Source organism: Rhodococcus sp. NPDC003318 (genome assembly GCF_042879035.1).
Taxonomy (GTDB): Bacteria; Actinomycetota; Actinomycetes; order Mycobacteriales; family Mycobacteriaceae; genus Rhodococcus_G.
This window is the reverse complement of sequence record NZ_JBIAOU010000021.1, coordinates 33,113-58,476: the sequence shown is the minus strand read 5'-3', so window position 1 is coordinate 58,476 and position 25,364 is coordinate 33,113. Positions and strand designations below refer to the sequence as shown.

Here is a 25,364-nt window from a genome sequence, read left to right as displayed (position 1 = left end):
GGGACCCGGCACGCACACTGGATCCGTAAGAACCGCTCGCACGCGGCGCAGCCGTGCACAGGAAGGAACACCGTGACCACAGAGGCCTTCATCTATGAAGCCATCCGAACGCCACGCGGCAAGGGTAAGAAGAACGGTTCGCTGCACTCGGTGAAGCCGATCGACCTCGTCACCGGTCTGGTCGACGAGCTGCGCACCCGTTTCCCCGACCTGGACGAGGACCGCATCGACGACCTGGTTCTCGGCGTCGTCAGTCCCGTTGCGGATCAGGGTGCGGACATCGCGCGTGCCGTGGTCACCGCCGCGAACCTGCCCGACACGGTCGGCGGTGTCCAGCTCAACCGTTTCTGCGCGTCCGGCCTCGAGGCCGTGAACACCGCCGCGCAGAAGGTGCGTTCCGGGTTCGAGAGCCTGGTCCTCGCCGGTGGCGTCGAGTCGATGTCCCGGGTGCCGATGGGCAGTGACGGCGGCGCATGGGCGCTCGATCCCGTCACCAACTTCGACACCTACTTCGTGCCGCAGGGTGTCAGCGCGGACCTGATCGCGACCATCGAGGGCTTCAGCCGCGAGGACGTCGACGAGTACGCGGTGCGGTCGCAGGAGCTCGCCGCCAAGGCGTGGGACGGCGGCTACTTCGCGAAGTCGGTCGTTCCGGTCAAGGACATCAACGGCATCACGATTCTCGATCACGACGAGCACCGTCGTCCCGGCACCACGGTGGAGGATCTCGCGAAGCTGCAGCCGTCGTTCTCGGTGCTCGGCGAGATGGGCGGTTTCGACGCGGTCGCGCTGCAGAAGTTCCACTTCGTGGAGAAGATCAACCACGTCCATCACGGCGGCAACAGCTCGGGCATCGTCGACGGTGCGGCGCTGCTGCTCATCGGCAACGAGGAGGCGGGCAAGGCCTCGGGCCTGACGCCGCGTGCGCGCGTCGTCGCGACCGCCACCAGTGGCGCCGACTCCACCATCATGCTCACCGGCCCGACGCCGGCGACGAGGAAGGTGCTCGCGAAGGCGGGACTGACCCTCGACGACATCGACCTGTTCGAGATCAACGAGGCGTTCGCGTCGGTCGTGCTGAAGTTCCAGAAGGATCTGAACATCCCGGACGAGAAGCTCAACGTCAACGGCGGCGCGATCGCGATGGGCCACCCGCTCGGCGCCACGGGCGCGATGATCACCGGCACCATGATCGACGAGCTCGAGCGTCGCGGCGGCCGCTATGCCCTGCTGACGCTGTGCGTCGGCGGCGGCATGGGCGTGGCCACCATCATCGAGCGCGTCTGAACGCGTCCCCCAACACGGATTCACAGGAGAACCAGAGCAGTGACTGACAACATGATCGGTTGGGACAAGGACGCGGACGGCATCGTCACCCTGACGATGGACGATCCGAACCAGGGCGCCAACACCATGAACGAGCTGTACAAGGCGTCGTTCTCCGCTACGATCGACCGACTCGAGGCGGAGAAGGACGACATCACCGGTGTCGTGCTCACCTCGGCGAAGAAGACCTTCTTCGCCGGCGGAGACCTCAAGAGCATGATCAACACCAGTCCCGAGGACGGCCTCGGCATTTACGAACGCACCCTCGCGGTCAAGGCCGGCCTGCGGCGTCTCGAAACCCTCGGCAGGCCGGTCGTCGCGGCGATCAACGGCGCCGCCCTCGGTGGCGGCCTCGAGATCGCGCTGGCGACCCACCACCGCATCGCCGCCGACGTTCGCGGCGTGCAGATCGGTTGCCCCGAGGCCACCCTCGGTCTGCTGCCCGGCGGCGGCGGCGTCATCCGCACGGTGCGGATGCTCGGCATCCAGAACGCGCTGCTGCAGGTGCTGCTCCAGGGGCAGCGCCACAACCCGGCCAAGGCCAAGGAGGTCGGCCTGATCGACGAGGTCGTGCCGTCGATCGAGGAGCTCGTTCCCGCCGCCAAGGCGTGGATCAAAGCCAACCCCGAGGGCGGCGTGCAGCCGTGGGACAGGAAGGGCTTCAAGATCCCGGGTGGCAGCCCGTCGTCGCCGGCGTTCGCGGCGAACCTGCCGGCCATCCCGGCAAACCTGCGCAAACAGCTCAAGGGCGCGAACATGCCTGCGCCGCGGGCGATTCTGGCCGCAGCGATCGAGGGCGCGCAGGTCGACATCGACAACGCGTCCCTGATCGAGTCGCGGTACTTCGTGCACCTGCTGACCGGGCCGGTCGCGAAGAACATGATCCAGGCGTTCTTCTTCGACCTGCAGACCATCAACGGCGGCGGTTCGCGTCCGAAGGACGTTCCGAAGAAGGACATCAAGAAGATCGGTGTCCTCGGCGCGGGCATGATGGGCGCGGGCATCGCCTACGTGTCGGCGAAGGCCGGCTACGAGGTCGTCCTCAAGGACGTCAGCCTCGAGGCCGCCGAACGCGGTAAGGGCTATTCGGAGAAGATCGAGGCCAAGGCCCTCTCCCGCGGCAAGACCACCGAGGAGAAGTCGAAGGCGCTGCTCGACCGGATCGTCCCATCCGCGGACGCCGCCGATCTGAAGGGCGTCGACTTCGTCATCGAGGCCGTCTTCGAGAACACCGAACTCAAGCACAAGGTGTTCCAGGAGATCGAGGACATCGTCGAGCCCGACGCGCTGCTCGGCTCGAACACCTCCACGCTGCCGATCACCGGTCTCGCGACCGGCGTGAAGCGCCAGGAGGACTTCATCGGCATCCACTTCTTCTCCCCGGTCGACAAGATGCCGCTGGTCGAGATCATCAAGGGCGAGAAGACCTCCGACGAGGCGCTGGCCCGGGTGTTCGACTACACCCTCGCGATCAAGAAGACCCCGATCGTCGTCAACGACAGCCGCGGCTTCTTCACCTCCCGCGTCATCGGCACGTTCGTCAACGAGGCCATCGCGATGCTCGGCGAGGGCATCGAGCCGGCCACCATCGAGCAGGCCGGGTCGCAGGCCGGGTACCCGGCGCCGCCGCTGCAGCTGACCGACGAGCTGAACATGAAGCTCATGCAGAAGATCGCGAAGGAGACCGCGGAGGCGGCCGAGCGCGGCGACACCAAGCTCGGCACCGAGCGTCACCCGGCACAGGGCGTCATCGACTACATGGTCGCCGAGGGGCGTCCGGGTCGCCTGGAGAAGGCAGGCTTCTACGAGTACGACGAGGACGGCAAGCGTCTCGGCATCTGGCCGGGCGTGCGTGATCACTTCAAGACCACCGCCACCCTCGACGTCCCGCTGCAGGACCTCATCGACCGGATGCTGTTCGCCGAGGCGATCGAAACCCAGAAGTGCTTCGACGAAGGCGTTCTCGAGTCCACCGCCGACGCCAACATCGGCTCGATCTTCGGTATCGGCTTCCCGGCCTGGACCGGTGGCGTGCACCAGTTCGTCGTCGGATACCCGGGCGGCCAGGCGGCCTTCGTCGCCCGCGCCGAGGAGCTCGCCGCCAAGTACGGCGCGCGCTTCACCCCGCCTGCCTCGCTCGAGGCATAGCGCACGACCCCGACGGTGTCCGACGCTCGGCTCCGGCCGGACGTCGGGCACCGTCGGTTGCGTGCCGAGCGGGTGCGGACCGGCTCGAGTTCAAGGGCAAGTGGACATTCGGCACATCGGACAGCCGATCGGCCATTTCGTGCTGTGAACGATGAAGGTGCCCTTCGTTCGCGTGATGCGAACGAAGGGCACCTTCATCCCGTACGAGGCGGAGCTGTCTAGCCCTTCCACCAGGGGCGCAGGGGGAGCTGGGCGTCGCCGTCGGCGCCGAGGCGGACGGCGAGGACCTGGTGCAGCTGGATGACGTTGCGTTCGAAGCCGAGCTGCGAGCCTGCCATGTACAGGCCCCACACCTTGGCCGTGCCCTCGCCGACCTCGGCGACGCACTCGTCCCAGTTCGCCTCGAGGTTCCTGCACCAGCCGGCCAGGGTCAGTGCGTACGACTCGCGCAGGTTCTCCTCGTGCCGCACCTCGAGTCCGATGTCCTGGATCTCGGTGATGATGCGTCCGGAGCCGGTCAGTTCCCCGTCGGGGAAGACGTAGCGGTCGATGAATCCGCCTGCCCGCGCGGTGTGCTTGTTGTCGGGGCGGGTGATGCAGTGGTTGAGCATCAGGCCACCGACGCGCAGCTTCGACTTGATGAACTTGAAGTACGCCGGGTAGTTGTGGACGCCGATGTGCTCGGTCAGGCCGATCGAGGACACCGCGTCGAACCCGGTCTCCGCGATGTCCCGGTAGTCGGAGTGCCGGACCTCGGCAAGTTCGGACAGGCCTTCCTCGGCGATCGCCTTCTGCGCCCACTCGGCCTGCTCGGCGGACAGGGTCGCGCCGATCGCCTTGACGCCCCGGCGGGCCGCGTAGCGGACCATTCCGCCCCAGCCGCAGCCGATGTCGAGCAGCCGGTCGCCCTCCTTCAGATTCAGCTTGTCGAAGACGAGGCGGTACTTGTTCTCCTGGGCGTCCTCGAGCGACTGGTCCGCGGACTCGTAGGCGGCGCAGGTGTAGGTCATCGACGGGCCGAGCACCTTCTCGTAGAAGGCGTTCGAGACGTCGTAGTGGTGGTGGATGGCGTCGGCGTCGCGGGTCTTGGAGTGCCGCAGGCCTTCCGCGATGCGGCGCCACCGCGGCAGCGACTCCTGCGGCGGCGGTGCGATCGGTTTGAGCACCTCCCAGCCGAGTGATCGGGTGATCTGGGTGAATTCGCGGGCGGACGGCCGACTGAAGTGCAGCTGCTCGCCGAGCACCTTGAGGACCGGGTACGGGTTGCCGGGGTGTGCTCCGGTGATCGTGAGGTCGCCGGAGATGTAGGCGCGGGCGAGTCCGAGGTCGCCGGGTGCCGTCACCAGGTAGGTGGTACCGCGCGGCGACTTCAGGTCGATGTGGAACTCGGCGTCCGGAGAACCGAGCGAGCTGCCGTCGTACGCGGTGAACCGAACCGGAAGGTTCTTGCCGACAACGATCCCGAGGATGTCGGCGATCGACAGCCTGTCGTCGCGACTGCTCGCGGTGGAGGCCGAGGAGTCCTTGAACGTGGTCATTTACGTTGCACCGCCTTCGAATACAGGTCGAGGAGACGTGATGTGGGATCGTATTTCTGCTTGAGTTCGTCGTATCGTTCGCCGCCGTAGAGGGCGGTGAATTCGTCTTGTGCGTAGTAGGCGTCCGAGTACAGCGACTTGTGGCCGTCGAACTCGGTCACCGTGCGTTCGATCAGTCGGTTCGCCGCACCGTCCGATCCGCCGGGCACGATCGGCACCGACGACCAGAATCCGACGTTGACATAGGTCCGCTTGGGTTCGAGCGGATACAGCGGCCACGGCCGGTTCGGGGCCGCGCCTACCGGTGCCGGTTCGCGCAAACGCAACGGGCACAGCCAGATCGGCTCGATCGGGATCTCCCGCAGGAACCAGTGCACGAAGTCCGCGGTGCGTTCGATCGGGACCTCGACGTCCTGGACCACTCGCTCCCGGGGTGGCAGGCCCTTGCGCTTCTCGAGCCGGTCGCCGATGTCGTACTTCTGGTCGAGGCCGATCAGCTTCCAGTAGAAGCTGCTGCGCCGGTACCGTTTCGGCCACCATCGTCGGATGCGCGGATCCTGCGCGCCGAACGCTCGTGAACACCAGAACCAGTCCGTGTCCCAGCGCCACAGATAGTCGTGGATGGTCAGCCGGTCGGTTTTGGGGTGGTTGACCGATTCGTGCTGAATCGAGCGGTAGTAGATGTCCTGACCGGTGTAGTCGGAGACCGGGCCCGGTTCGTCGGTCTGGGTGCCGAGCGTCAGGTACGACTCGGTGGCGGTGAACACCACGCCGTCGAGGTAGTCCACGGCGATGCCGTCGTGGGTGTGGGTCCGGGCGATCTCGTCCATGGTCGACTGCAGGTCCTCGATGCGGTCGAACCGGAGATGACGCAGGGCGACAAACGGTTTGACGGGTTCGAGCCGGATCCTCAGTCGGGTGGAGTAGCCCAGCGTGCCGTACGAGTTGGGGAAGCCGTAGTACAGGTCGGCGTGGTCGCCGTCGGGTGTCGCGGTGACGATCTCGCCGCTGCCGGTGAGCACGTCGATCTCGAGCGTCGACTCGTGCGGCAGGCCGTTCCGGAACGACGTGGACTCGATCCCGAGTCCGGTCACGGCGCCACCGAGGGTGATGGTCTTGAGCTGCGGGACGACCAGCGGCGCCAGGCCGTACGGCAGGGTGGCGTCCACCAGGTCCTCGTACGTGCACATTCCCGCGACGTCCGCGGTCCGGGCCTCCGGGTCCACGGAGATCACCCCGGTCAGGCCCGAGACGTCCAGGCCGGGGGCGTTCGTCGCGGCCCTGGCCCGGAAGAGGTTCGACGTCTTCTTCGCCAATCGCACCGTGGCGGAAGGTGGAATGGCGTGATAGCTCGCCAACAAGCGGTCGACACCCGCGCGGTGGGCCGCGGGCCCGATCTCACGCGGTGTGGTCGATCGCCGATCCTGTCGTTTGCGGAACGCCCTCGAAGTGACTGCCACCCTTCGACGCTATCTCCTGCCGGGTTTCGGGGCGACGGAAGGTGGGAGACGACCCGAAAAATGTCACGTGAACGTAGCCTTGTGGGCGCCGTGTGATACGGCGCACAGCGACGTGGACGGGACTGGCTGCAGGCGCCCGCGAGCAGGCACGATGGTGTTCACAGGGCCGGCGTCCGTCCGGTCCCGAGCAGAGGAGATTCGCGGTGGGTCAGGTCAGTGCCAGCAGTTCGGTCGAGGTGGCGGCGGCTCCGGAGGCGGCTCTTGCCGCAGTCGCGGACTACCAGACGGTGCGCCCGCGAATCCTGACCGAGCAGTACTCCGACTACGCGGTGCTCGAGGGTGGTCAGGGGGCGGGCACCATCGTGGCGTGGTCGCTCAAGGCCACCGAGAAGCGAACCCGCAACGTCAAGGCCGCGATCACCGTCGCCGGCAACACGGTCACCGAGACCGACGCCAACTCGAGCATGGTCACCACCTGGACCGTGACCCCGAACGGCGCCGGCTCCACCGTCACCACGACGACCACCTGGAAGGGCGCGGGTGGCATCGGCGGCTTCTTCGAGAAGACGTTCGCGCCGTTGGGCCTGAAGAAGATTCAGGCCGGGGTGCTGGCCAACCTGGCTCGCGAACTGAACTAGGACCCGCGTCACCCGGCGAGATAGCCGACGACGCCCTGCACCACGGCCCGCGCATAGCGTGCGCGGCCGGCCTCGTCGGTCATCTCCCGGGCCTCGTCGGGGCTGCGCATGTTGCCCAGTTCCACCAGGATCGACGGCCGTTCGGACAGGTTCAGCCCCGCGAGGTCGGCGCGGGGCTGCAGGCCCGCCGTGCCGGTGTAGTTGGCCGGCGTCAGTCCCGCGGCGACCAGTGTGTCGCGCATCGTCGTCGCGAACGTCACCGAGGCCCCGGCCTGGACGTCGTTGAGGGGCGGGGCCGAGTAGCAGACGTGGAATCCGCGCTGGTCCTGCCCGGCCCCGTCGGCGTGAATCGACACGACGGCGTCGGCGCCGGAGGCGTTGGCCAGCGCGGCACGCTCGTCGACGCAGTTGCCGACGGAGGTGTCGTCGGTCCGGCTGAGCACGACACGAGCACCGAGCTGTTCGAGGCCGGTCCGCATCAGGCCGACCACCTGCCAGGTGAACGTGTGCTCCGGATAGCCGTCGTCGGTGGCGGTTCCGGTGGTCTGGCAGTCCTTCGTGTCGCCGCGGCCGGTCGGGACCTGGGCGGTCATCGCGGCGTCCTGCGATCCGCTGTGGCCGGGGTCGAGGAACACCGTCCGGCCCGCCAGCGGGGTGGACGACGCGGGTCGCGGCACCTGAGCGGTGACCTCCGGCACGGGTTCCGGTGCGCCGCCGATCTGCCCGCGCGCCGTTGCCGCGCCGTCGGTGGGGATCGTGCACCCGACCAGCACGCAAGCCAGGGCCGCGAGGGCGAGAGCGGCGTGACGGACCTGCTCTGCCCGTGGCCGGGTTCCGGGCATGCGGATGCCGGGCGCCCGCGACGTCGCTCGCACGCCGCCCACCGTAACCGGGGGCGTCTACGCTGGCGTGCAAACACGCAGAGAGGACATGACGTGCAGCCCGGTGGACAACCCGACATGCAGCAGCTCCTGGCGCAGGCCCAGCAGATGCAGCAGCAACTGATGGCAGCGCAGGCCGAGATCGCCCAGGCCGAGGTGACCGGTCAGGCCGGTGGCGGGCTCGTCACCGCGACGGTCAAGGGCACCGGCGAGGTGGTGGCGCTGTCGATCGACCCGAAGGTGGTCGATCCGGACGATGTCGAAACCCTTCAGGACCTGGTGATCGGCGCGATCGCGGACGCCTCGGGCAAGGCGCAGGAGATCGCGGCCGGCAAGCTCGGGCCGCTCGCGGGCGGGCTGCCCGGACTCCCGTTCTAGCGGGGGCGCGCCCGTGTACGAGGGTCCGGTACAGGATCTGATCGACGAGCTGGGCAAGCTGCCCGGTGTCGGCCCGAAGAGCGCCCAGCGGATTGCGTTCCACCTGCTCGGCGTCGAACCCACCGAGATCGAGCGGCTGCAGAACGCCCTGCAGCGGATCCGTGACGGCGTGCAGTTCTGTGTGGTCTGCGGGACGGTGTCGGACAAGGAGAGGTGCCGGATCTGTTCCGACGACCGCCGCGACCGCACCGTCATCTGCGTCGTCGAGGAGCCGAAGGACGTGCAGGCGATCGAACGGACCCGCGAGTTCCGCGGCCGCTACCACGTGCTCGGTGGTGCGCTGGACCCGATCAACGGCATCGGGCCGGACCAACTCCGGATCCGGGACCTGCTGACGAGGATCGGCAACCAGGAGGACGGTGTCGACGTCACCGAGGTGATCATCGCGACCGACCCCAACACCGAGGGCGAGGCGACGGCCACCTATCTGGTCCGCATGCTTCGGGACTTCCCGGGACTGACCGTCTCGCGGCTTGCGTCCGGGTTGCCGATGGGCGGCGACCTCGAGTTCGCCGACGAGCTCACGCTCGGACGCGCGCTGTCCGGCCGCCGGACCATGTGAGTCGGTCCGGCGGTCAGGTCGCGAAGTCCGGCCGGGCGGAATGGGCGGTGGCGCTGCGTCCCGTCGGTTCCTCCCAGTCCTCCTGCCTGCCCAGCGCGGTCAGATCGAGGAAGTAGTACGAGCCGCCCGTCGACTCCAGTCCCCGCGCGTACTGCGAGTACGTGTGGAAGACGCGGTCGTCGACCCGCAGGAAGCAGCTGCGGCCGGGCATCTCGAAGGGCTGGTCGTAGTCGAAGAAGTTCTCACCCCGGGCCGCGTACTGGGCGCGATCGCGGAAGTTGTACCGGCCCGGGGTGACGGATTCGTCGATGGTGACGCCGAAGTCGTAGTTGAAGTCGGAGCCGTACGACGAGTACCAGGGGACGTCCCAGCCGCGGCGCGCCTTCCAGTCGAGCAGTTTCTCCAGCGGCGCCCGGGACACCAGCGCGTAGGCGGTGTCGCGGGCCCGCAGGTGCGCGAGGAACCCCGGCGACAGCTCGTCGGTGCCCGCGGTGCAGCTCGAGCAGCCCTCGTCCCATGCCGGATCGAACATGAAGTGGTAGACGATCAGCTGCCGCGCTCCGTCGAACAGGTCACCCAGCCCGACGTCGCCGTCGGGTCCGTGGAAGACGTACGGCTTCTCGACCTCGACCATCGGCAGGTTCCGGCGCTTGGTGTTGAGCGCGTCCCGCTGCCGGGTCAGGGCCTTCTCCTCGGCGAGCAGCTCGATGCGGGCGGCCAGCCACTCCTCGCGCGTCGCGATCCTCGGAAGGCTCATCGGACTCTCCTCCTGTCGATTGTCGCTCGGTGGTGTGGACCGTCCGGAACGCGCGAACTCATCGGCAGCGGAGCTGTCAGAACCCGTCTTCCTCCGGGTCCGGCGGCGTGGCGGTCTCCGTCCTCGGGTCCATTGTCTGCCGGAGCGCGTTCACCATGAAGGACAGCGCCGCCGAGTCCGTCGACCCGCTGCGCACCACACCGCACACCGGTACCCGCAGCCGGCCCGCCGCCTCCCGCATCACCCGGAGACCGGGCCGGGTGGTGTTGCCGGTGACGGTGCTCGCGAACAGCACCGTCCAGGCTCGTGGGTTGGTGATGACGTCGAGGGTGGCGGTGTGGTCGCGGGGAATCGGCGGTCCCAGCTGCACTCGCCGGCCGACCTCGACGAACGCGTCCTCGACGACGGTGTGGAGCAGGACCTGGTTGCTGCGCGGCGGCAGCAGCAGTGGGTAGTGGGCCAGGTCGCCGAGCGCGACAGTGGAGAACGCGGACAGCGGATGCTGGCTCGAGGTCACGATCAGCAGGTCCTCGACGCCGAGCTCCACCGTTTCGAGACCCGGACGGTCGAGGTGGCCGCGAATGAGTGCGATGTCGGCGTCGCCGGAGGCGACCGCGTCGATCCGGTCCGCGAAGCTTTTGATGACGAACTCGATGTCCAGGTCGGGGTAGCGGCTGCGGACCTGCGCGATGGCGTCGAGGCTCTGCGGCGCGAACGTCATGTTCGCCGAGATCCGGATCCGGTTGCGTGGTTCCCGGGCCACGGCCAGCGCCTGGGTCTCCAGCGCCAGGACCTGCTGCGCGATGGGGACCAGGCGAAACCCGGCCGGCGTCGGCTTGACGACGCGGGTGGTCCGGTCGAACAGGGCGGTGCCCAGTTCGTGTTCGAGCTTGCCGATCTGGTGACTGATCGCCGACTGGGAGATGAAGCACTTCTCGGCGGCGCGGCTGAAGCTCAGTTCCTCGCTCACCGCCAGGAAGTAGCGAAGCTGCCGGAAGTCCACCCGGCAATCCTACTTATGAGCGATCGAGATAACTGTCTGGCGTATATCACGGATCGGTGGCGGAATGGGCGCGCCGATACTTAGCGTTGCTCTCAGTACTGATTCAGCGTTGATTCAGCAGGAGGTAACCGTGGGCGACGCAGTGGCCATCGAGGCGACAACAGACCGGACCGAGACCGTCATCGTGGGATCCGGGTTCGGTGCCCTGGCGACTGCGAAGAAGCTGGCCAAGGCCGGCAGGCCCTTCGTGCTGATCTCCGAGACCACCGAGCACCTCTTCCAGCCGCTGCTGTACCAGGTGGCGACCGGCGTCCTCTCGGCCGGCGAGATCGCCCCGTCGGTGCGCGCGATCCTCCAGGACTACCCGAAGGCGGACGTCCGGCTCGGCCGCGTCGTCGACGTCGACGCCGAGGCCAAGGAACTGGTCTACGAGGCCGCCGGCGAGCGCCACACCCTCGGCTACGAGAACCTGGTCGCCGCGACCGGTGCCCGCCAGTCGTACTTCGGTCGGGACGAGTTCGCGAAGGTCACCTACGCGCTCAAGACCGTCAACGACGCGAAGCGGCTGCGCGATCAGATCGTGCGGTGCTTCGAGGAGGCGCACACGACCACGGACCGCGAGCGCGCCAAGAACCTGCTCAGCTTCATCGTGATCGGAGCGGGCGCCACCGGCGTCGAGCTCGCCGGTCAGATCAAGGAACTCGCCGGCCGGTACTTCGAGCGGTCGATCCGCGGGATCACCGCCGACGACGTCACCGTCACCCTCGTCGAGGGCGCCGGCGTCGCGATGCCTGCCTACGGCGGCAAGCTCAGCGAGTACACGAAGCAGTCGCTGGAGAAGGCGGGTGTCGAGGTCGTCCTGAACACCCTCGTCACCGACATCGACGAGCACGGCGCCACGCTCAAGGCGCACGGTGCGCAGGAAGGCGAGCGACGCACCGCCGAGACCGTCATCTGGTCGGCGGGTGTGCAGGCCAACGACTTCGCGCGAGTGCTGGCCGAGCGCACCGGCTGCGAGACGGACCGCGCCGGGCGCCTGCTCGTCAACCCCGACCTCACCGTCGGTGGCCGCGCCGACATCTTCGCCGTCGGCGACATGACGTCGCTGAACAACCTGCCCGGCCAGTCGCCGGTCGCGATGCAGGGCGGACGCCACGTCGCCCGGACCATCCTCGGAAAGACCAAGCGCGGCACGCCGTTCAAGTTCCGCGACAAGGGCAGCATGGCGATCATCAACCGGTTCCGTGCCGTCACCAAGGTCAAGAACATCGAGCTGACGGGTGCCTTCGCGTGGGTGCTGTGGCTCGCCGTGCACATGGTGTACCTGGTGGGCTTCCGCAACCGCTACGTCGCGGTGATGTCGTGGTTCGGCTCGTTCCTCGGCCACCGTCGCCCGCACTTCCACTACGCGCAGGAGCCGCAGCCCATCGCGGAACCGCCTGCGGTGGAGGAGATCAAGCCCGAGGTGATCAGGAGCGCGCTGCCCACCGAACCGAAGGAGCCGGTGACGGTCTCCTGAGCCGCCAGGCAAGACGAGCGTACGGCCGCGTCCCCGATCCGGGGCCGCGGCCGTACCCGTTGGTGGACACCGCTTCGAGAGCGGTCGGGAATACCGCGGATCCGGGTGCGGTTGTGTGCCGTGTCACGAAAGGAGCCGCATGACAGCCGATTCCGACGTGGTCGGTACCCCGGCGTTGGGTCTCGACGACGTGCTGGCGGGGTTGCAGTGGCGGTGCGCACGGGGCGAGGTCCTCGACATCGCGGCCTGCGAGAACAGATCCGTCGCTGCCGGCGAGGCGAGTGCCGTGCTGGTGACGGGCGGCCTGCTCCGGGTCGAGGACCTGGGCGACCCGTGCGACCTGGCTCCGGGCGACTTCCTGTTCGTGCCGCACGGTCACGGCTTCACGATGCGGGCACTGTCGGAGGCCGTCGTGCTGCGGGTGCGGATGGCGCCCGCGGGCACCTCGGGGGCACTGGGCGCCCTCCCTCGGCGGGTGCTGCTGACCGAGTTCGCCGAACACGAGCCGATGGCGGAGGCGCTCCTGCGGAATCTGGCCGAGGAGGGCGGTCATCCGCACGGCGTGCTGCGTGACCGCGTCGCGACCCTCGTCGCCTCGATCGCGGTGTCGTCGTGGTACGCCCGCGGATGCGCGCCGAGCAGGTGGCTGTTGCGGGTGGACGATCCGGGCCTGGCTCGTGCCGTCGCGGCCATTCACGCCGAGCCGGGGCGGGAATGGACGGTGGAGGCCCTGGCCCGGGTCGCACTCGCGTCCCGATCCGGATTCGCGGCCCGGTTCCGGTCGGCGACCGGGCAGCCGCCGGGTCGGTACCTGTCCGCCGTCAGAATCGAACTGGCGCAACGGATGCTGTCCCGGGACGGAGTCTCGGTCGCCGCGGTCGCGAACCGGCTCGGCTACGGCTCCGACACCGCGTTCGGTCGGGCGTTCCGCAGGCACACCGGCGTCACGCCGTCCCAGTGGCAGCGTCGGCGCGGCCGAGGGTGACCCGGACCATCACACCGCCGGCCACGGTGACCGCCGCGGCGATCACGTAGGTCGCCGCCACCCCGAGATCGTCCACCCCGCGCCCGCCCACCGCGGATCCGAGAACGATCGCGGTCTGGAAGCCGGCGACGATCAGGCCGCTGCCCGCCTCGACGCGGTCGGGCAGCACCCGTGTGACCCACACCTGCGCGACGTTGAGCAGGCCGCCGAACGCCGCGCCCCAGACGATCACCCCGACGTAGCCGAGGGCCGGCAGCCCGGAGGACAGCACGATCGCGAGGACGGACAGCGCGATGGCGCCGGGAACGGCCACCAGCAACGGTCGCAGGAAGCGGTCGGCGAGGCTGCCGAGGACGAAGTTGCCGACGAGGCCGCCCACCCCGAAGAGGGCGAGCAGGATCGCGACGGCTCCGGGGCCGGCGCCGAGCAGTTCGGCCAGTGCCGGCCGGACATAGGTGTAGCCGGTGATGTGCCCGCCGATGACCGCCACGAGACCGATCAGTCCCACCGCCACGCCGGGTGCCCGCAGCGCGTGTCCCATCGCCGCCCACCCGACTCCGGGGGCCGGCGCGATCGGTGGCAGAGCCACCCGAACCGCCAGGGCGGCGACGAGGGTGACGCCCGCGAGGACGGCGAACACGACGCGCCAGCCGGCGAACGTGCTGAGCAGCACGCCGAGCGGGACGCCGGCGACGGTGGCGACCGTCGTGCCCGCATTGACGATCATCATCGCCCGCCCGACCCGGTCGGCGGGCACCAGTCGAGTGGCGATCACCAGCGCCATCGACCAGTAGCCGCCGATCGCCAGGCCGAGCAGCAGGCGTGCCAGCATCAACACCGCCACGTTCGGGGCGACGGCCACCAACACGTTCGACGCCACCGCGCCGACGGTCAGCGCGACGAGCAGGGTGCGCCGGTCCAGTCGCGGGAAGAGCGATCCCATACCGAGCGCGGCCGCCAGTGCGGTGAGTGCCGTGGCGCTGACCGAGAGCCCGACCACTCCCTCCGTGACGCCGAGTTGGGAGGCGACGAGCGTCAGCACACCGGGTGGCAGGAACTCGGCGGTCACCAGGGTGAAGCTGCCCAGGAACATCGTGGCCAGCGCCGGCCAGGCGGTGCGTGTCGAGCGTGTCGCCCGGTCGTCGGCGATCAGATTGGTCGTCATGTGCCGTGTCAACAACGACACCAGCCGGATTCACGCCCACCCGAACGCCACACCGGTCGATCCAGACGCCAAAGCCGCTCGGATTCGGGCGACGCGGCCGAATCGGCGTCGTCGTGTGTTCGAAACCCTCAGTGTCGACGCGTGATCCGATGATCCCGTTTCGTCCGGGATGGTCCTTCGGTCGGTGTTAGCCTGCACGCCATGCGTATCCAGCACGGGGGTATCTGGGTTCGAACGTGTGTCACCGCGCTCGCGGTGACCGTCGGCGCCGGCGCCGGCGCCGGGGCGGCCACGGCTCAGTCCAGCGGCAGCGCCGGTGGCGAGGGCTCGGTCGGTACCGGGTCCCTGACGGACGGCACCGGATCCGACGGGATGCTGCTGAACGGCACGACACTCGTCACCGGGTCGTTGGGCACGGCGTCGGTGGCGCGGTCCCCGCTGGGGTCGGTGCTCCCGCCGCTGGTCGACGCCATCGTGCCCGCGCCGAATCCGCCCTACCCGGACCTCGATGCGCTGTGGCAGGCGGTGCTGCCGTCCCCGCTGGGGGAGCCGTTCTTCGACGAGTTCCCGCCGGGGCTGCCCGGGATGGCGAACGGTCAGGTCATCGAGTCCCGCGACGTGACGCCGGCGGCCCTGCAGTTCCTGCGCGGCCCGGTCCGTGAGGTGCGGCAGTTCAAGGTGAAGACGACCGACTCGCAGGGCGCGCCGTCCTTCGCGACCGCGACGCTGGTGGTGCCCGCGACGCCGTGGACCGGTCCCGGCCCGCGTCCGGTGCTGGTCAACAACGTCCCGATCAACGGGCTGGGACGGGCCTGCACGCCCTCGCACACCCTCGCGCACGGGATCACCCCGTCGACGAATCCGTTCGAGCTGATCCGGCCCGTCACGACGAAGGCCGAGGAACGTGGCTACGCCGTCCTCATCCCCGACCACGAGGGCCCGCAGATGGCGTACGGCGAGCCGTTCGTGGCCGGGCACGCGATCCTCGACACGATCCGCGGGATGCGCACCCTGTATCCGGCAGAGTTCGGCGCGAGTGCGCTCGCGATGATGGGTTACTCGGGTGGGGCGATCGCGACCAGTGGCGCCGTCAAGCTGGTCGACGGGTACGCGCCGGAACTTGCCGACGACATCGTCGGTGCCGCGATCGGCGGAGTGCCCGCCGACTACGACATGCTCGGACGCACCATGAACGGCAACCTGGCCGGGGGGCTGTTCATGGCGGCGGTGCTCGGCGTGGCGCGGGAACGAACCGAGATCCTGACCCTGATGAACGACCTCGGTGAGCGGCTCGGCACGTCCGGGCTCCGCGACGGATGCGTGATGACGCTCGCGCTCGCCGGTGTCCCCGGCATCCCCGTCGAAGCGCTCGCCAACGTCGCAAAGGTGTTGAGTTCCCCTGTCGCACAGGATATTTTCGCGGAGATGAAGATGGCGGACCGCCCGTCGAGTGCGCCGCTCCACATCTACAACGGAGGGCAGGAGTTCTGGATCCCGGCGCTCGGCACGCAGAACCTGTTCGCCGAGCAGTGTGCTCTGGGCGTGAGCACCGTGTACCGACAGGTCCCGGGCGAACACATCATCGGTGAACTCACCGGAAACCCGGGCGCCTTCGACTGGGTCGACGCGCGCCTGCGGGGCGACCCGGCACCGGACGACTGCTGAGGACGCCGCCGAAATTCCGCAGGATTTCCCTGGTCAGGGATATTGCCAGTGGTTTCGACGGGGCGTACCGTAAGTGATGCGGATCGAGGAAGAGCGAATCGGTAACGGTTCGAAGGAACTCGAAAAGCAGAGATCCGGCCGGGAACGCGATTTATCGCTACGTTCTCGGCCGAACCCCTGTTCGGGGCCGTTTCACGCGGTCCGGACGATCTGCGGTCCGTACCTCCCCTCAGCGACCGGCCGCGAGCCGCTCCCGGCGCAGTCGGTCCACCTCCGGCAGGTCCAGCGGTTCGAGGGAGTCGACGCCCAGTGCCCGCGCCAGCAGCAGGTCCGCCAGTTCGGGGTTGCGGGCAAGTGCGGGTCCGTGCATGTAGGTGCTGATCACCGAGCCCTGCACGACACCCTCGTACCCGTCCCCGACACCGTTGCCGACGCCGTGGGTGACCGTCGCGAGCGGGCGCGCGTCCGGGCCGAGTGCGGTTCCGCCGCGGTGGTTCTCGAATCCGGTCAGCGGCTGACTCAGACCCTCGACGAGGGGTCGGGTGATCACCTCCCCGATCGACCGCGTGACCTGCGGGGACGTGGTGACGTCGAGCAGGGACACACCGTCCACCCGTTCACCCGCCGACGTCTCGTACCAGTGGCCGAGCACCTGGATCGCGGCGCAGATGGCCAGCACCGGGGCGCCGCGCTCGGCGGCCTGCTGCAGGCCCGGATACCGCTGCAGGTGCCGGGTGGCCAGGCGCTGCGCCGAATCCTCCGCACCGCCGAGGGTGTACACGTCGAGGGAGTTCGGAACCGGGTCGGACAGGGTGATCTCCACGATCTCGGCGTCCATACCGCGCATCCGCAGCCGCTGCCGCAGGATCAGCGCGTTGCCGCCGTCACCGTAGGTGCCCATGACGTCGGGGAGCACCAGCCCGATCCGCACGGTCGACTCAGACATGCTCGGCCCCCTTGGCGACGGCGGTGTTCAGGTCCCGGAACGCGGTGTAGTTGGCAAGCACCTCGACGCGACCTGCGGGGCAGGACGCGATGGCGAGCAACGGATCCGGTTCCAGGGAGTGCTCGACGCCGGCATACGTCAGCCGGACCGCGAGGTCGGTCGCGCGTTCGCCGGAGGCGACGACCTTGACGCCTTCGAAGTGCTCGAAGCGCACGTCCCACAGCCAGGACAGGTCCTCGCCGTCGGGCACCTGCCCGTTCACTGCGATGACGAGACCGTCCACGGTGGGATCGATCATCGACAGTGCCTCCTGCCACCCGGCGGGGTTCTTGGCGAGCAGCATCCGCAGCGAGTGCGGGCCGACCTGGACGGCGGCGTACCGGCCGGCGACCTCGTGCACGGCGGCTGCCGCCGCGACCGCCGCCTTCGGGTCCGCGCCGAGCGCGACCGCGGCGGCGACCGCCTGCGCCGCGTTGCCCCGGTTGGCCCGGCCCGGCAGCGTCAGCGTCATCGGGACGACCAGGCCGTCGGGGCCGTGGAGGTTCTCGTCGTCGAGCCACCAGTCCGGCGCGGGGCGCGCGAAATCGGTTCCGGTGCTGCGCCAGTTGCCGTCGGTGTCCCAGACGATCGGTTCGCCGCTGCGGGGGCAGCTGGTGGCGTCGTTCGCCCACCCGGATCCGGCCGCGACCCAGACCACGTTCGGGTTGTCGTACGCGGCGGACGTGACGAGCACGTCGTCGCAGTTCGCGATCACCACCGCGTTCGGGTGGGCGGCGAGGCCGGCGCGGAGCCTGCGCTCGATCATGTTGATCTCGCCGACCCGGTCCAGCTGGTCGCGGCTGAGGTTGAGCAGCACGATCGCGGCGGGCTCGAGGGCGTCGGAGACGTGCGGGGTGTGCAGCTCGTCCACCTCGATCGCCGCGAGGTCGGCATCGATGCCGACGCTCAGTGCGGCGACGATGCCCGCGTCCATGTTCGCGCCGTCCGCCTGGGTCGCGACGGTGCCGATGGTCGCGAGCGCGGCCGCCGTCATCCGGGTCGTGGTGGACTTGCCGTTCGTGCCGGTGACCAGGACGGTCCGCTTGCCGCGGCCGAGTTGGGTCATCAGGGTCGGGTCGACCTTGAGTGCGATCAGCCCGCCGATCATCGAGCCCTTGCCGCGGCCGGCTTTCTGCGAGGCCCAGGAGGCCAGCGCGGCAATGCGCAGCGCGAGCCGGCCCCGGGCGGAGAATCGAGTGCTGGTAGCCACTCGCGCAGTTTTCCACACCCGCACGCCGGGTCAGGTGCGCGCGGGTTCGGGGGTGGCCAGTGCCACAGTCGCCGCCTCGGGGGCCGGCCCGGCCGATGGCTCTCCGATTCCTGCGGGGGTCCGGCGCCGGGTGATCCCGAACAGGCAGCCGCCGACCACCAGGACCCCACCGGCCAGCGCCAACGCGGTCGGGCGTTCCCCGAGCACGAGCCACGACGATCCGATCCCGACCACGGGCACCAACAGCGAGAACGGGGCCACCGTCGATGCCGGGTAGCGGCTCATCAGCATGGTCCACAGTCCCGACCCGACGATGGTGCCGAGCAGCACGATGTACGCGAGTCCGGCCAGTGCCGGCCATCCTTCAGGGGCGAACGACGATCCGAGCGCCGACCACCCCGCGGTCGGGCCCTCGACCGCCGCGGAGAGCGCGAGCATCGGCAGTGGGGGGATCACCGTCATCCACAGCATCAACCGCATCGGCGAGTCGGACCTGGCCTGGCGGCTGCCGATGTTGCCCAGCGCCCACCCGAACGCGCCACAGAGCGTGAGCAGCAGCGGGAGCAGGCTCGCGTGCGCGAACCGGTCCCAGCCGATTGCGACCATGCCGACGACCGCGACGACGATTCCGGTGATCTGTCTGGTGCCGACCCGCTCCCGCAGCAGCACCGCGCCGAGCACGACCGTCATCGGCGCCGACGACTGCTGCACCAGCGACGCCAGGCCGGTCGGCATGCCGGTGTTCATCGCCCAGTACAGGAACGTGAACTGCAGCACCCCGAAGCCGACGCCGTACAGAAGCAGCCAGCGCACGGGTACCTGCGGTCGGGGGACGAAGATCACCACGGGGATCGCGATGACGAGGAAACGCAGCGCCGCGAAGAAGTACGGGGGGAAGTGGTCGAGCCCGGTCCGGATGGCCAGGAAGTTCATGCCCCACAGCAGCGCGACGGCGATTCCGGTCAGGCGGTCACGTGTGGTCACGGGAGCAATCGTGACTCCCGAAAACAATCAGGACAATCGAATATTAGTGGATCATTGATGTAGAGTTTCTACATGGATGTGGAGCGGTTGCGGGTCCTGCGAGAACTGGCCGACCGCGGCACGGTCGCCGCCGCCGCGGACGCGTTGTCACTGACCCCGTCCGCGGTGTCCCAACAGTTGAAGATCCTCGCCCGCGAGGCGGGAGTGCAGATCCTCGAACCCGACGGCCGCCGGCTCAGGCTCACCGACGCCGGTCACGCACTGGTGTTGCGTGCGGACGACGTGCTCGCCGCGCTCGACCGTGCCACCGCCGAGATGGCGTCCTACGCCGGCTCGCCGCGTGGCCGGGTACGGCTGGCCATGTTCTCGTCGGGTGCGGCGCTGCTGCTACCGGGGGTGCTGGCCACGATCGCCGAGCTCGGTGTCGAGGTCGAGGCCAACGACGTCGACGAGCCCGCGTCGGAGGTGCCGCGGCTGCTCGCCGACTTCGACGTGGTCGTCACCCACCGGGACGAACGTGCCCCGGCCCTGGTGTCCCCGCGGGTCCGCTACGAGCCGTTCCTGCGCGAGCCGATCGACCTCGTGCTCCCCCCTGGCCATCCTCTCGCCGACCGGCCGCACGTCGAACTCGTCGACCTGGCCGACGAGAACTGGATCAGCGTCCGCGGCGGCTTCCCCGTCGACGACGTCCTGCAGTCCGTTGCGGCGGCGACCGGCATGCAGCCGCGAGTTGTCCAGCGGATCAACGACTTCCGGGTCATCGAGAATCTCGTGCATGCCGGCATCGGCGTCGCGCTCATGCCGCGGTACGTACCCACCCATCACAGCGTGGTGAGCAAACGGCTCACCGGAGTGCGCGCCGCGCGGATCTACGAACTGGCGACGCGGCCCGCCGCCGTGGAGCGTCCGGCGGTCGCCGCCGTCCTGGCGGCGATGCGGGCGCAGGGCAGGGCGGTCGCGGTCGACTGAGCTGTGCGCAGTTTGTCGCATACACGGGCGCGGCGCTAGAACGAGACCGCTCCGGGAACACTGGCGGATTCCCGGAGCGGTCGGGGCGACAGCGGCTCTCGTCAGCCGAGCGCCTTGGCCTTGAGCGATGCGAACTCGGCCTCGGTGATCGTGCCGGAGTCGAGCAGTGCCTTCGCATCGGCGATCTGGTCGGCAGGAGACTTGCCCGCGACCGACCTGATGTAATGGTCCTGATCGGACTTGTACTGCTCCGCCGCCGCGATGGATCGCTTGGTCATGCCGTCGCCGCGCGCGATCAGGTAGATCAGCGCTGTCAGGAATGGCACGAAGATCAGGAAGAACACCCAGACCGCCTTCAACCAGCCCGAGGTCTTGTGGTCGCGGAAGAGGTCACCAATGATCGAGAAGAGCAGCATCAGGTAGGCCACGAAGGCGAACGTGACGAGAACCAGCCACAGGAAGTCCCAGAACGTGTCCACAGTAGTGCTCCATTCCCAGAGATGAATCGTTGTGCAGTCGAGGATTCCCGTTCGTGGGGTGGTTGCGCCTCATCCGTGTCGGGTGATGTGCGGAGCAGCGGCGACGACGAGCCTGGTCGCCATGGATGAGACGGTGGACATCGGTCCGGTCGAATTGGTCGTATTGGCGTTTCCCGGCGCCACGGTCAACACCGAGACCGTCGAAGCGCTACAGGAGGTGGTGGCGCGTGGCTACGTCACGCTGCTCGACCTCGTGTACATCGCCAAGGACGAGGCGGGCAACATCACGCAGATCGACGTCGACGAGGACCTCGACGACGTGGGGCTGGCGGTGCTGTCCATCGAGGCCAAGGCGCTGATCAGTGACGAGGACCTCGACGTGATCCGGGAGACGCTGGAGCCGGGCAGTTCGGCGGCGATCATCGTGTACGAGCAGACGTGGGCTCGGAAGTTCACGACCAGTGCACGGGCGGCCGGCGGCGAAGTTGCCCTGCACGTGCAGATTCCTCACGAGGTGGTGGTCGCGGCGGTCCAGGCCGCGTTCTAGGCGTTCCAGGGAAGGGAAGAGATCATGGTTTTCAGGGCAGGACGAGTGGGTCGTCCCGGGCTGCTCGGCACCGTCGCGCGCACCGCGGTGGTGGCGGGTACCGCCCGGGCGACGACCAATGCGATGGACCGCCGGTCCCAGCGCAAGTACCAGGAGAAGCAGGCCTACGCCGATCAGCAACAGGCGGAGCAGGAGTACGAACAGCAGCAGTACGCCCAGCAGGCGGCGGCACAGCAGGCGGCCGCCCAGCAGGCGGCGGCGCCGCCCGAGGACGACATGATCGCCAAGCTCAAGCAGCTCAGTGAACTGCACCAGGCCGGTGTGCTCAGCGACGACGAGTTCGCAGCCGCCAAGGCCAAACTGCTGGGCTGACCGCCTGCGGGGCTGACGCGGCACCCGGCTACGGGGTATCTCCCCGTCCACGGCTGAAGGGGCCCTTTGTTCGGATCAACCGAACAAAGGGCCCCTTCAGCCGCGTGTCGGGGTGTTGTCAGTGGGCCCGGTTCACCGCGGAGACGACCGCGCGCAGCGAAGCGGTGGTGATGGACGTCGCGATACCGACACCCCAGACCACCTTGCTCGTGCCGTCGGGCGACGTCACGGCGCACTCGACGTAGGCGGCGGCCTGCGCGTCGTCGCCCGCGGACATCGCGTGCTCGCTGTAGTCCAGGACGCGGACGTCGAACCCGATCGTCCCGATGGCGTCGACGAACGCGGCGAGCGGGCCGTTGCCGGATCCGGAGACCTCCTGCTCCTTGCCGTCCACCTTCACCACGGCGGTGATGGAGTCCGTGCCGCCGTCCTCCTCCGACGCGGTCACCTTCTGCCGCATACGCTCGAGCGGCCTGACCGGTGCCAGGTACTCCTCGTGGAAGACGTCCCACATCTCCTTGGGCGAGACCTCGCCGCCCTCGCCGTCGGTGATCTTCTGGACGGACTGGGAGAACTCGATCTGCAGGCGGCGCGGCAGCACCAGACCGTGGTCGGCCTTCATGATGTACGCCACGCCGCCCTTGCCGGACTGCGAGTTCACGCGGATGACGGCCTCGTAGGTGCGGCCGACGTCCTTCGGGTCGATCGGCAGGTACGGCACCTGCCAGACGATGTCGTCGACGTCCGCGTCCTGCGAGTCCGCGGAGACCTTCATGTCGTCCAGACCCTTGTTGATGGCGTCCTGGTGGCTGCCGGAGAACGCGGTGTACACCAGGTCGCCGCCGTACGGGTGCCGCTCGTGCACGGGCAGCTGGTTGCAGTACTCGACCGTGCGGCGGATCTCGTCGATGTTCGAGAAGTCGATCTGCGGGTCCACGCCGCGGGTGAACATGTTCAGGCCCAGCGTCACCAGGCAGACGTTGCCGGTGCGCTCGCCGTTGCCGAACAGGCAGCCCTCGATACGGTCGGCGCCGGCCTGGTAGCCCAGCTCCGCCGCCGCGACACCGGTGCCGCGGTCGTTGTGCGGGTGCAGCGACAGGATCACCGCGTCGCGACGCGCCAGGTTGCGGTGCATCCACTCGATGGAGTCGGCGTACACGTTCGGGGTGGCCATCTCGACGGTCGCGGGTAAGTTCAGGATGACCGGGTTCTCCGGGGTCGCGCCGAGGACCTCGGTGACGGCGTCACACACTTCCTTGGCGTACGACAGTTCGGTGCCCGTGTAGGACTCGGGGGAGTACTCCCAGCGCCAGTTGGTGTCGGGGTACTTCTTCGCCTCCTCGAGCACCAGTGCCGCGGCGTCGGTCGCGATCTTCTTGATGGCGGCCTGGTCGGCGCGGAACACCACCCGGCGCTGCAGGATCGACGTGGAGTTGTAGAAGTGCACGATGACGTTCTTCGCGCCCTGGCAGGCCTCGAACGTGCGGGTGATCAGCTCGGGACGCGACTGCGTCAGCACCTGGATCGTGACGTCGTCGGGAATCGCGTTGTCCTCGATGATCTCGCGGACGAAGTCGAAGTCGGTCTGGCTGGCGGACGGGAAACCGACCTCGATCTCCTTGTAGCCCATCCGGACCAGCAGGTCGAACATGCGGCGCTTGCGGGCCGGGCTCATCGGGTCGATGAGTGCCTGGTTGCCGTCACGCAGGTCGACGGCGCACCACTGCGGGGCGCGGTCGATCACCTTGTCGGGCCAGGTGCGGTCGGGCAGCGACACCGACTCGACCTCTTCCGAGAAGGGCCGGTACCGGTAGGTCGGCATCGAGGAGTTCTTCTGCGTGTTCCACGCGGGCTGGTCTGCGGGCGCGGGCTTGGACGGCGGCGTGATGGTGCGCGATCCGGTGGTGAATGCGTCGGCGGGTGACATTGACGAATCTCCGAACTGAGGGGGACCTGTCGGTCCTAGGGGTGATCGACCGGCGCCACTGAACCCCGCGACGGGAGGCCGGTCTGGATCAGACCCCGTCGCGGCAGTTAAGGAGGAGCGCCCGCTGCATGTAGGGCAGTCTACCTGCTGGACCCAATTGCCAGCCCGACCACCCGCGAACGCGGCCGGATCAAGCAGTTGGACGCTTGGTTCGACGAATTCGCCACCGCATCGTGATCGTTTTGTCAGGGTGTCCCGTCAAGACGGATTCAGTCGTCTGACATGGGATTTCTCTGGAAGCGAGTGCGCGATTGCGACAGGTCCGAGGGGACGTGGCCGGATGGTGGCCCGAATTGTCGGCGTGGCTGCAAGGGCGGGGCTGGCGGTCGCCGGTCCGGTGGTCCTCGCGCCCGGCGCGTCCGCGGACACCACCATCGGCGGTTGCACGATCGTGTCCGATCCGACGGAGTCCGTCTTCACCGACTGCGCGGACGCCAATCTCGTCGGCGTGAACCTGTCGGGTGTCGATCTCTCGTTCGCTGACCTGTCCGGCGCGAACCTGCTCGGCGCGAACCTGGCCGGGACCACACTCGTCGGCGCCAAACTGTCCGCCGCGAACCTCTACCTGGTCTACGGCCCGGGCGTGGACCTGACCGGCGCGGACCTCACCGGTGCCGATCTCGGGAGCGCCAACCTCACCGGCGCCACACTGACGAACGCCGACCTGAGCGGCGCGACACTCGACGGAACCAAACTGATCCGTGCCGATCTCACCGGCGCCGTCGCCGTCGATCTCACCGGCGCGATCACCACGGAATCGGATCCGGACGACACGGTGTCCGGTGGCGGCAGTTCGCTGCCGGAGCGGGCGCCGGACGCCCCCCTGTTCGGCTCCGTCGTCACCGGCTCGACGAACATCAGCGGCGTCGGATAGGCCCGCAGCCGGTCCCGCCGTTCAGGACGCCTTCGGTGACGGCCGGACCGGGTGCAGGCTCGCGATCGAGATCCGATTGAAGGCGTTGATCGCGATCGCAGCCCAGGTCACGACCGATACCTGGTCGTCGGTCAGGTACGTGCGGACCGACGCGTAGGTCTTGTCGTCGAGGTGGTCCTGCGCGACCATGGTTACCGACTCGGCTATCTCGAGTGCGGCGCGTTCGGCGTCGCTGTAGAGCGTGACCTCCCGCCACGCGGGCAGGACCGTGATCCGCCGGATCGATTCGCCGCCGGTGAGGGCCCGGCGGGTGTGCAGGTCCAGGCAGAAGGCGCACCGGTTGATCTGTGAGACACGGATGTTCACCAATTCGATCAGCGTCCGGTCGAGACCTGCGGCCTTCGCCTGGTGGCCCACCTCGACGGCGACGGCCGTCATCGCGTCGTAGACCGTCGGGGACTGCTTGTCGATCGCGATGCGTCGGTGCGCGGTCACCGCGCCTGCACCGCCGCGAGGGCGTCGGGGGTGACCGGGTCCAGCTGGGCGTCGAAGTCGTGGTGCTTGCCCACGTACTTCGCCACGTACGGGCAGATCGGAACGATCCGCAGCCCCGCCGCCACGGTCGCGGTCAGTGCTTCGTGGACGAGGATCCCCGCCAGGCCCTGCCCCGCGAACCGCTCGTCGACCTCGGTGTGGAAGAAGATCCGCTGGGCGCCCCGGTCCAGGTACTCGGTGAAACCGGCGACCTCGCCACCGACGACGATCTCGTAGCGATCACCGGCGTCGCGGACGGTGGGGGAGGCGTCGGTCTTCTGCTCGTCAGTCATGGAACAACTATGCCGTACCGGCGGGTTCGGTCGCGACCGGCGTCG

At 68.7% G+C, this 25,364-nt stretch carries 25 protein-coding genes; 12 read left to right on the top strand and 13 right to left on the bottom strand.

The features are described 5' to 3' along the window. Nucleotides 1-72 precede the first annotated feature (72 nt). Together ACFYVR_RS23140 and ACFYVR_RS23135 are read left to right on the top strand one after the other, a co-directional pair. A complete protein-coding gene (locus tag ACFYVR_RS23140) occupies nucleotides 73-1,287 on the top strand; it encodes an acetyl-CoA C-acetyltransferase (RefSeq protein WP_387477559.1) in 1,215 nt (404 codons plus the stop codon). 51 nt (nucleotides 1,288-1,338) lie between these two features. Then, nucleotides 1,339-3,474, top strand: coding sequence for a 3-hydroxyacyl-CoA dehydrogenase NAD-binding domain-containing protein (locus ACFYVR_RS23135; RefSeq protein WP_387477617.1), 2,136 nt, complete (start codon nucleotides 1,339-1,341; stop codon nucleotides 3,472-3,474). A 218-nt stretch (nucleotides 3,475-3,692) separates the two neighbouring features. On the opposite strand, the gene ACFYVR_RS23130 is transcribed toward ACFYVR_RS23135, so the two are convergent. Both ACFYVR_RS23130 and ACFYVR_RS23125 read right to left on the bottom strand, forming a co-directional pair. Then, nucleotides 3,693-5,012 carry a class I SAM-dependent methyltransferase gene (locus tag ACFYVR_RS23130; RefSeq protein WP_387477556.1) on the bottom strand — a complete coding sequence of 440 codons (1,320 nt, stop codon included), beginning with the start codon at nucleotides 5,010-5,012 and terminating at the stop codon, nucleotides 3,693-3,695. Next, nucleotides 5,009-6,409 carry an FAD-binding oxidoreductase gene (locus ACFYVR_RS23125; RefSeq protein WP_387477615.1) on the bottom strand — a complete coding sequence of 467 codons (1,401 nt, stop codon included), beginning with the start codon at nucleotides 6,407-6,409 and terminating at the stop codon, nucleotides 5,009-5,011. Before ACFYVR_RS23125 ends, ACFYVR_RS23130 begins: the two co-directional genes overlap by 4 nt. Nucleotides 6,410-6,675: 266 nt before the next feature. Here ACFYVR_RS23125 and ACFYVR_RS23120 point away from each other — a divergent pair, with 266 nt between their 5' ends. Further along, the gene (locus ACFYVR_RS23120; protein WP_387477553.1) at nucleotides 6,676-7,110 is read left to right on the top strand and encodes an SRPBCC family protein; all 435 of its coding nucleotides are present in this window, start codon (nucleotides 6,676-6,678) and stop codon (nucleotides 7,108-7,110) included. A gap of 8 nt (nucleotides 7,111-7,118) precedes the next feature. On the opposite strand, the gene ACFYVR_RS23115 is transcribed toward ACFYVR_RS23120, so the two are convergent. Then, on the bottom strand, nucleotides 7,119-7,985 hold the full coding sequence (locus tag ACFYVR_RS23115; RefSeq protein WP_387477550.1) for an Rv3717 family N-acetylmuramoyl-L-alanine amidase: 867 nt from the start codon (nucleotides 7,983-7,985) through the stop codon (nucleotides 7,119-7,121). 84 nt (nucleotides 7,986-8,069) lie between these two features. On the opposite strand from ACFYVR_RS23115, the gene ACFYVR_RS23110 reads away from it, so the two are divergent. Then, a complete protein-coding gene (locus tag ACFYVR_RS23110) occupies nucleotides 8,070-8,369 on the top strand; it encodes a YbaB/EbfC family nucleoid-associated protein (protein ID WP_387477548.1) in 300 nt (99 codons plus the stop codon). A 13-nt stretch (nucleotides 8,370-8,382) separates the two neighbouring features. Next, on the top strand, nucleotides 8,383-8,991 hold the full coding sequence (recR, locus tag ACFYVR_RS23105) for a recombination mediator RecR (protein WP_387477546.1): 609 nt from the start codon (nucleotides 8,383-8,385) through the stop codon (nucleotides 8,989-8,991). A 13-nt stretch (nucleotides 8,992-9,004) separates the two neighbouring features. Here the strand turns inward: recR and ACFYVR_RS23100 are convergent, their stop codons facing one another. After that, nucleotides 9,005-9,748 (bottom strand): DUF899 domain-containing protein, encoded by a 744-nt coding sequence (locus tag ACFYVR_RS23100; RefSeq protein ID WP_387477544.1) that lies wholly within the window; start codon nucleotides 9,746-9,748, stop codon nucleotides 9,005-9,007. 76 nt (nucleotides 9,749-9,824) lie between these two features. Further along, nucleotides 9,825-10,751: a LysR substrate-binding domain-containing protein gene (locus ACFYVR_RS23095; protein WP_387477542.1), complete on the bottom strand. Its 927-nt coding sequence runs from the start codon at nucleotides 10,749-10,751 to the stop codon at nucleotides 9,825-9,827. Nucleotides 10,752-10,863: 112 nt separating this feature from the next. On the opposite strand from ACFYVR_RS23095, the gene ACFYVR_RS23090 reads away from it, so the two are divergent. Both ACFYVR_RS23090 and ACFYVR_RS23085 read left to right on the top strand, forming a co-directional pair. Then, a complete protein-coding gene (locus tag ACFYVR_RS23090) occupies nucleotides 10,864-12,270 on the top strand; it encodes an NAD(P)/FAD-dependent oxidoreductase (RefSeq protein ID WP_387477613.1) in 1,407 nt (468 codons plus the stop codon). 139 nt (nucleotides 12,271-12,409) lie between these two features. Next, on the top strand, nucleotides 12,410-13,255 hold the full coding sequence (locus ACFYVR_RS23085) for a helix-turn-helix domain-containing protein (RefSeq protein ID WP_387477540.1): 846 nt from the start codon (nucleotides 12,410-12,412) through the stop codon (nucleotides 13,253-13,255). Here the strand turns inward: ACFYVR_RS23085 and ACFYVR_RS23080 are convergent. Further along, a complete protein-coding gene (locus ACFYVR_RS23080; protein WP_387477537.1) occupies nucleotides 13,215-14,420 on the bottom strand; it encodes an MFS transporter in 1,206 nt (401 codons plus the stop codon). The two genes, ACFYVR_RS23085 and ACFYVR_RS23080, sit on opposite strands and share 41 nt — an antisense overlap. Nucleotides 14,421-14,621: 201 nt before the next feature. Between ACFYVR_RS23080 and ACFYVR_RS23075 the strand changes: the two genes are divergently transcribed. Next, entirely contained in the window at nucleotides 14,622-16,085 is a 1,464-nt protein-coding gene (locus ACFYVR_RS23075; protein WP_387477535.1) for a lipase family protein, read from the top strand. Nucleotides 16,086-16,314: 229 nt separating this feature from the next. On the opposite strand, the gene ACFYVR_RS23070 is transcribed toward ACFYVR_RS23075, so the two are convergent. The 3 genes from ACFYVR_RS23070 to ACFYVR_RS23060 are packed head-to-tail and all read right to left on the bottom strand — an operon-like array spanning nucleotide 16,315 to nucleotide 19,264. After that, nucleotides 16,315-17,031, bottom strand: a complete 717-nt coding sequence (locus tag ACFYVR_RS23070) for a type 1 glutamine amidotransferase (RefSeq protein ID WP_387477533.1) — start codon at nucleotides 17,029-17,031, stop codon at nucleotides 16,315-16,317. After that, nucleotides 17,024-18,280 carry a MurT ligase domain-containing protein gene (locus ACFYVR_RS23065; RefSeq protein WP_387477531.1) on the bottom strand — a complete coding sequence of 419 codons (1,257 nt, stop codon included), beginning with the start codon at nucleotides 18,278-18,280 and terminating at the stop codon, nucleotides 17,024-17,026. Before ACFYVR_RS23065 ends, ACFYVR_RS23070 begins: the two co-directional genes overlap by 8 nt. 30 nt (nucleotides 18,281-18,310) lie before the next feature. Beyond that, complete coding sequence (locus tag ACFYVR_RS23060; protein ID WP_387477529.1) at nucleotides 18,311-19,264, bottom strand: EamA family transporter; 954 nt, start codon at nucleotides 19,262-19,264, stop codon at nucleotides 18,311-18,313. Between the two features lie 72 nt (nucleotides 19,265-19,336). Here ACFYVR_RS23060 and ACFYVR_RS23055 point away from each other — a divergent pair, with 72 nt between their 5' ends. After that, nucleotides 19,337-20,233, top strand: coding sequence for a LysR substrate-binding domain-containing protein (locus tag ACFYVR_RS23055; RefSeq protein ID WP_387477527.1), 897 nt, complete (start codon nucleotides 19,337-19,339; stop codon nucleotides 20,231-20,233). Nucleotides 20,234-20,334: 101 nt separating this feature from the next. On the opposite strand, the gene ACFYVR_RS23050 is transcribed toward ACFYVR_RS23055, so the two are convergent. Further along, nucleotides 20,335-20,712: an SHOCT domain-containing protein gene (locus ACFYVR_RS23050; RefSeq protein WP_387477525.1), complete on the bottom strand. Its 378-nt coding sequence runs from the start codon at nucleotides 20,710-20,712 to the stop codon at nucleotides 20,335-20,337. Nucleotides 20,713-20,833: 121 nt separating this feature from the next. Between ACFYVR_RS23050 and ACFYVR_RS23045 the strand changes: the two genes are divergently transcribed. Beyond that, complete coding sequence (locus ACFYVR_RS23045; protein WP_387477523.1) at nucleotides 20,834-21,259, top strand: DUF6325 family protein; 426 nt, start codon at nucleotides 20,834-20,836, stop codon at nucleotides 21,257-21,259. 24 nt (nucleotides 21,260-21,283) lie between these two features. Continuing rightward, nucleotides 21,284-21,631 carry an SHOCT domain-containing protein gene (locus tag ACFYVR_RS23040; RefSeq protein ID WP_387477520.1) on the top strand — a complete coding sequence of 116 codons (348 nt, stop codon included), beginning with the start codon at nucleotides 21,284-21,286 and terminating at the stop codon, nucleotides 21,629-21,631. A 118-nt stretch (nucleotides 21,632-21,749) separates the two neighbouring features. Here ACFYVR_RS23040 and leuA read toward each other — a convergent pair whose 3' ends face one another. Further along, on the bottom strand, nucleotides 21,750-23,558 hold the full coding sequence (gene leuA, locus ACFYVR_RS23035; protein WP_387477518.1) for a 2-isopropylmalate synthase: 1,809 nt from the start codon (nucleotides 23,556-23,558) through the stop codon (nucleotides 21,750-21,752). 361 nt (nucleotides 23,559-23,919) lie between these two features. Here leuA and ACFYVR_RS23030 point away from each other — a divergent pair, with 361 nt between their 5' ends. After that, nucleotides 23,920-24,492 carry a pentapeptide repeat-containing protein gene (locus ACFYVR_RS23030; protein WP_387477516.1) on the top strand — a complete coding sequence of 191 codons (573 nt, stop codon included), beginning with the start codon at nucleotides 23,920-23,922 and terminating at the stop codon, nucleotides 24,490-24,492. A 21-nt stretch (nucleotides 24,493-24,513) separates the two neighbouring features. Here the strand turns inward: ACFYVR_RS23030 and ACFYVR_RS23025 are convergent, their stop codons facing one another. Both ACFYVR_RS23025 and ACFYVR_RS23020 read right to left on the bottom strand, forming a co-directional pair. Beyond that, nucleotides 24,514-24,930, bottom strand: coding sequence for a carboxymuconolactone decarboxylase family protein (locus ACFYVR_RS23025; protein WP_387477611.1), 417 nt, complete (start codon nucleotides 24,928-24,930; stop codon nucleotides 24,514-24,516). A 53-nt stretch (nucleotides 24,931-24,983) separates the two neighbouring features. Continuing rightward, nucleotides 24,984-25,319 carry a GNAT family N-acetyltransferase gene (locus tag ACFYVR_RS23020; protein WP_387477514.1) on the bottom strand — a complete coding sequence of 112 codons (336 nt, stop codon included), beginning with the start codon at nucleotides 25,317-25,319 and terminating at the stop codon, nucleotides 24,984-24,986. Between the last annotated feature and the right edge of the window lie 45 nt (nucleotides 25,320-25,364).

Coding starts and splice junctions, on each gene's coding strand:
- leuA (WP_387477518.1), bottom strand. CDS start 23,558: ATGTCACCCGCCGACGCATTCACCACCGGATCGCGCACCATCACGCCG.
- ACFYVR_RS23135 (WP_387477617.1), top strand. CDS start 1,339: ATGATCGGTTGGGACAAGGACGCGGACGGCATCGTCACCCTGACGATG.
- ACFYVR_RS23085 (WP_387477540.1), top strand. CDS start 12,410: ATGACAGCCGATTCCGACGTGGTCGGTACCCCGGCGTTGGGTCTCGAC.
- ACFYVR_RS23080 (WP_387477537.1), bottom strand. CDS start 14,420: ATGACGACCAATCTGATCGCCGACGACCGGGCGACACGCTCGACACGC.
- ACFYVR_RS23025 (WP_387477611.1), bottom strand. CDS start 24,930: ATGACGGCCGTCGCCGTCGAGGTGGGCCACCAGGCGAAGGCCGCAGGT.
- ACFYVR_RS23130 (WP_387477556.1), bottom strand. CDS start 5,012: ATGACCACGTTCAAGGACTCCTCGGCCTCCACCGCGAGCAGTCGCGAC.
- ACFYVR_RS23040 (WP_387477520.1), top strand. CDS start 21,284: ATGGTTTTCAGGGCAGGACGAGTGGGTCGTCCCGGGCTGCTCGGCACC.
- ACFYVR_RS23070 (WP_387477533.1), bottom strand. CDS start 17,031: ATGTCTGAGTCGACCGTGCGGATCGGGCTGGTGCTCCCCGACGTCATG.
- ACFYVR_RS23075 (WP_387477535.1), top strand. CDS start 14,622: ATGCGTATCCAGCACGGGGGTATCTGGGTTCGAACGTGTGTCACCGCG.
- ACFYVR_RS23055 (WP_387477527.1), top strand. CDS start 19,337: ATGGATGTGGAGCGGTTGCGGGTCCTGCGAGAACTGGCCGACCGCGGC.
- ACFYVR_RS23045 (WP_387477523.1), top strand. CDS start 20,834: ATGGATGAGACGGTGGACATCGGTCCGGTCGAATTGGTCGTATTGGCG.
- ACFYVR_RS23020 (WP_387477514.1), bottom strand. CDS start 25,319: ATGACTGACGAGCAGAAGACCGACGCCTCCCCCACCGTCCGCGACGCC.
- ACFYVR_RS23100 (WP_387477544.1), bottom strand. CDS start 9,748: ATGAGCCTTCCGAGGATCGCGACGCGCGAGGAGTGGCTGGCCGCCCGC.
- ACFYVR_RS23110 (WP_387477548.1), top strand. CDS start 8,070: ATGCAGCAGCTCCTGGCGCAGGCCCAGCAGATGCAGCAGCAACTGATG.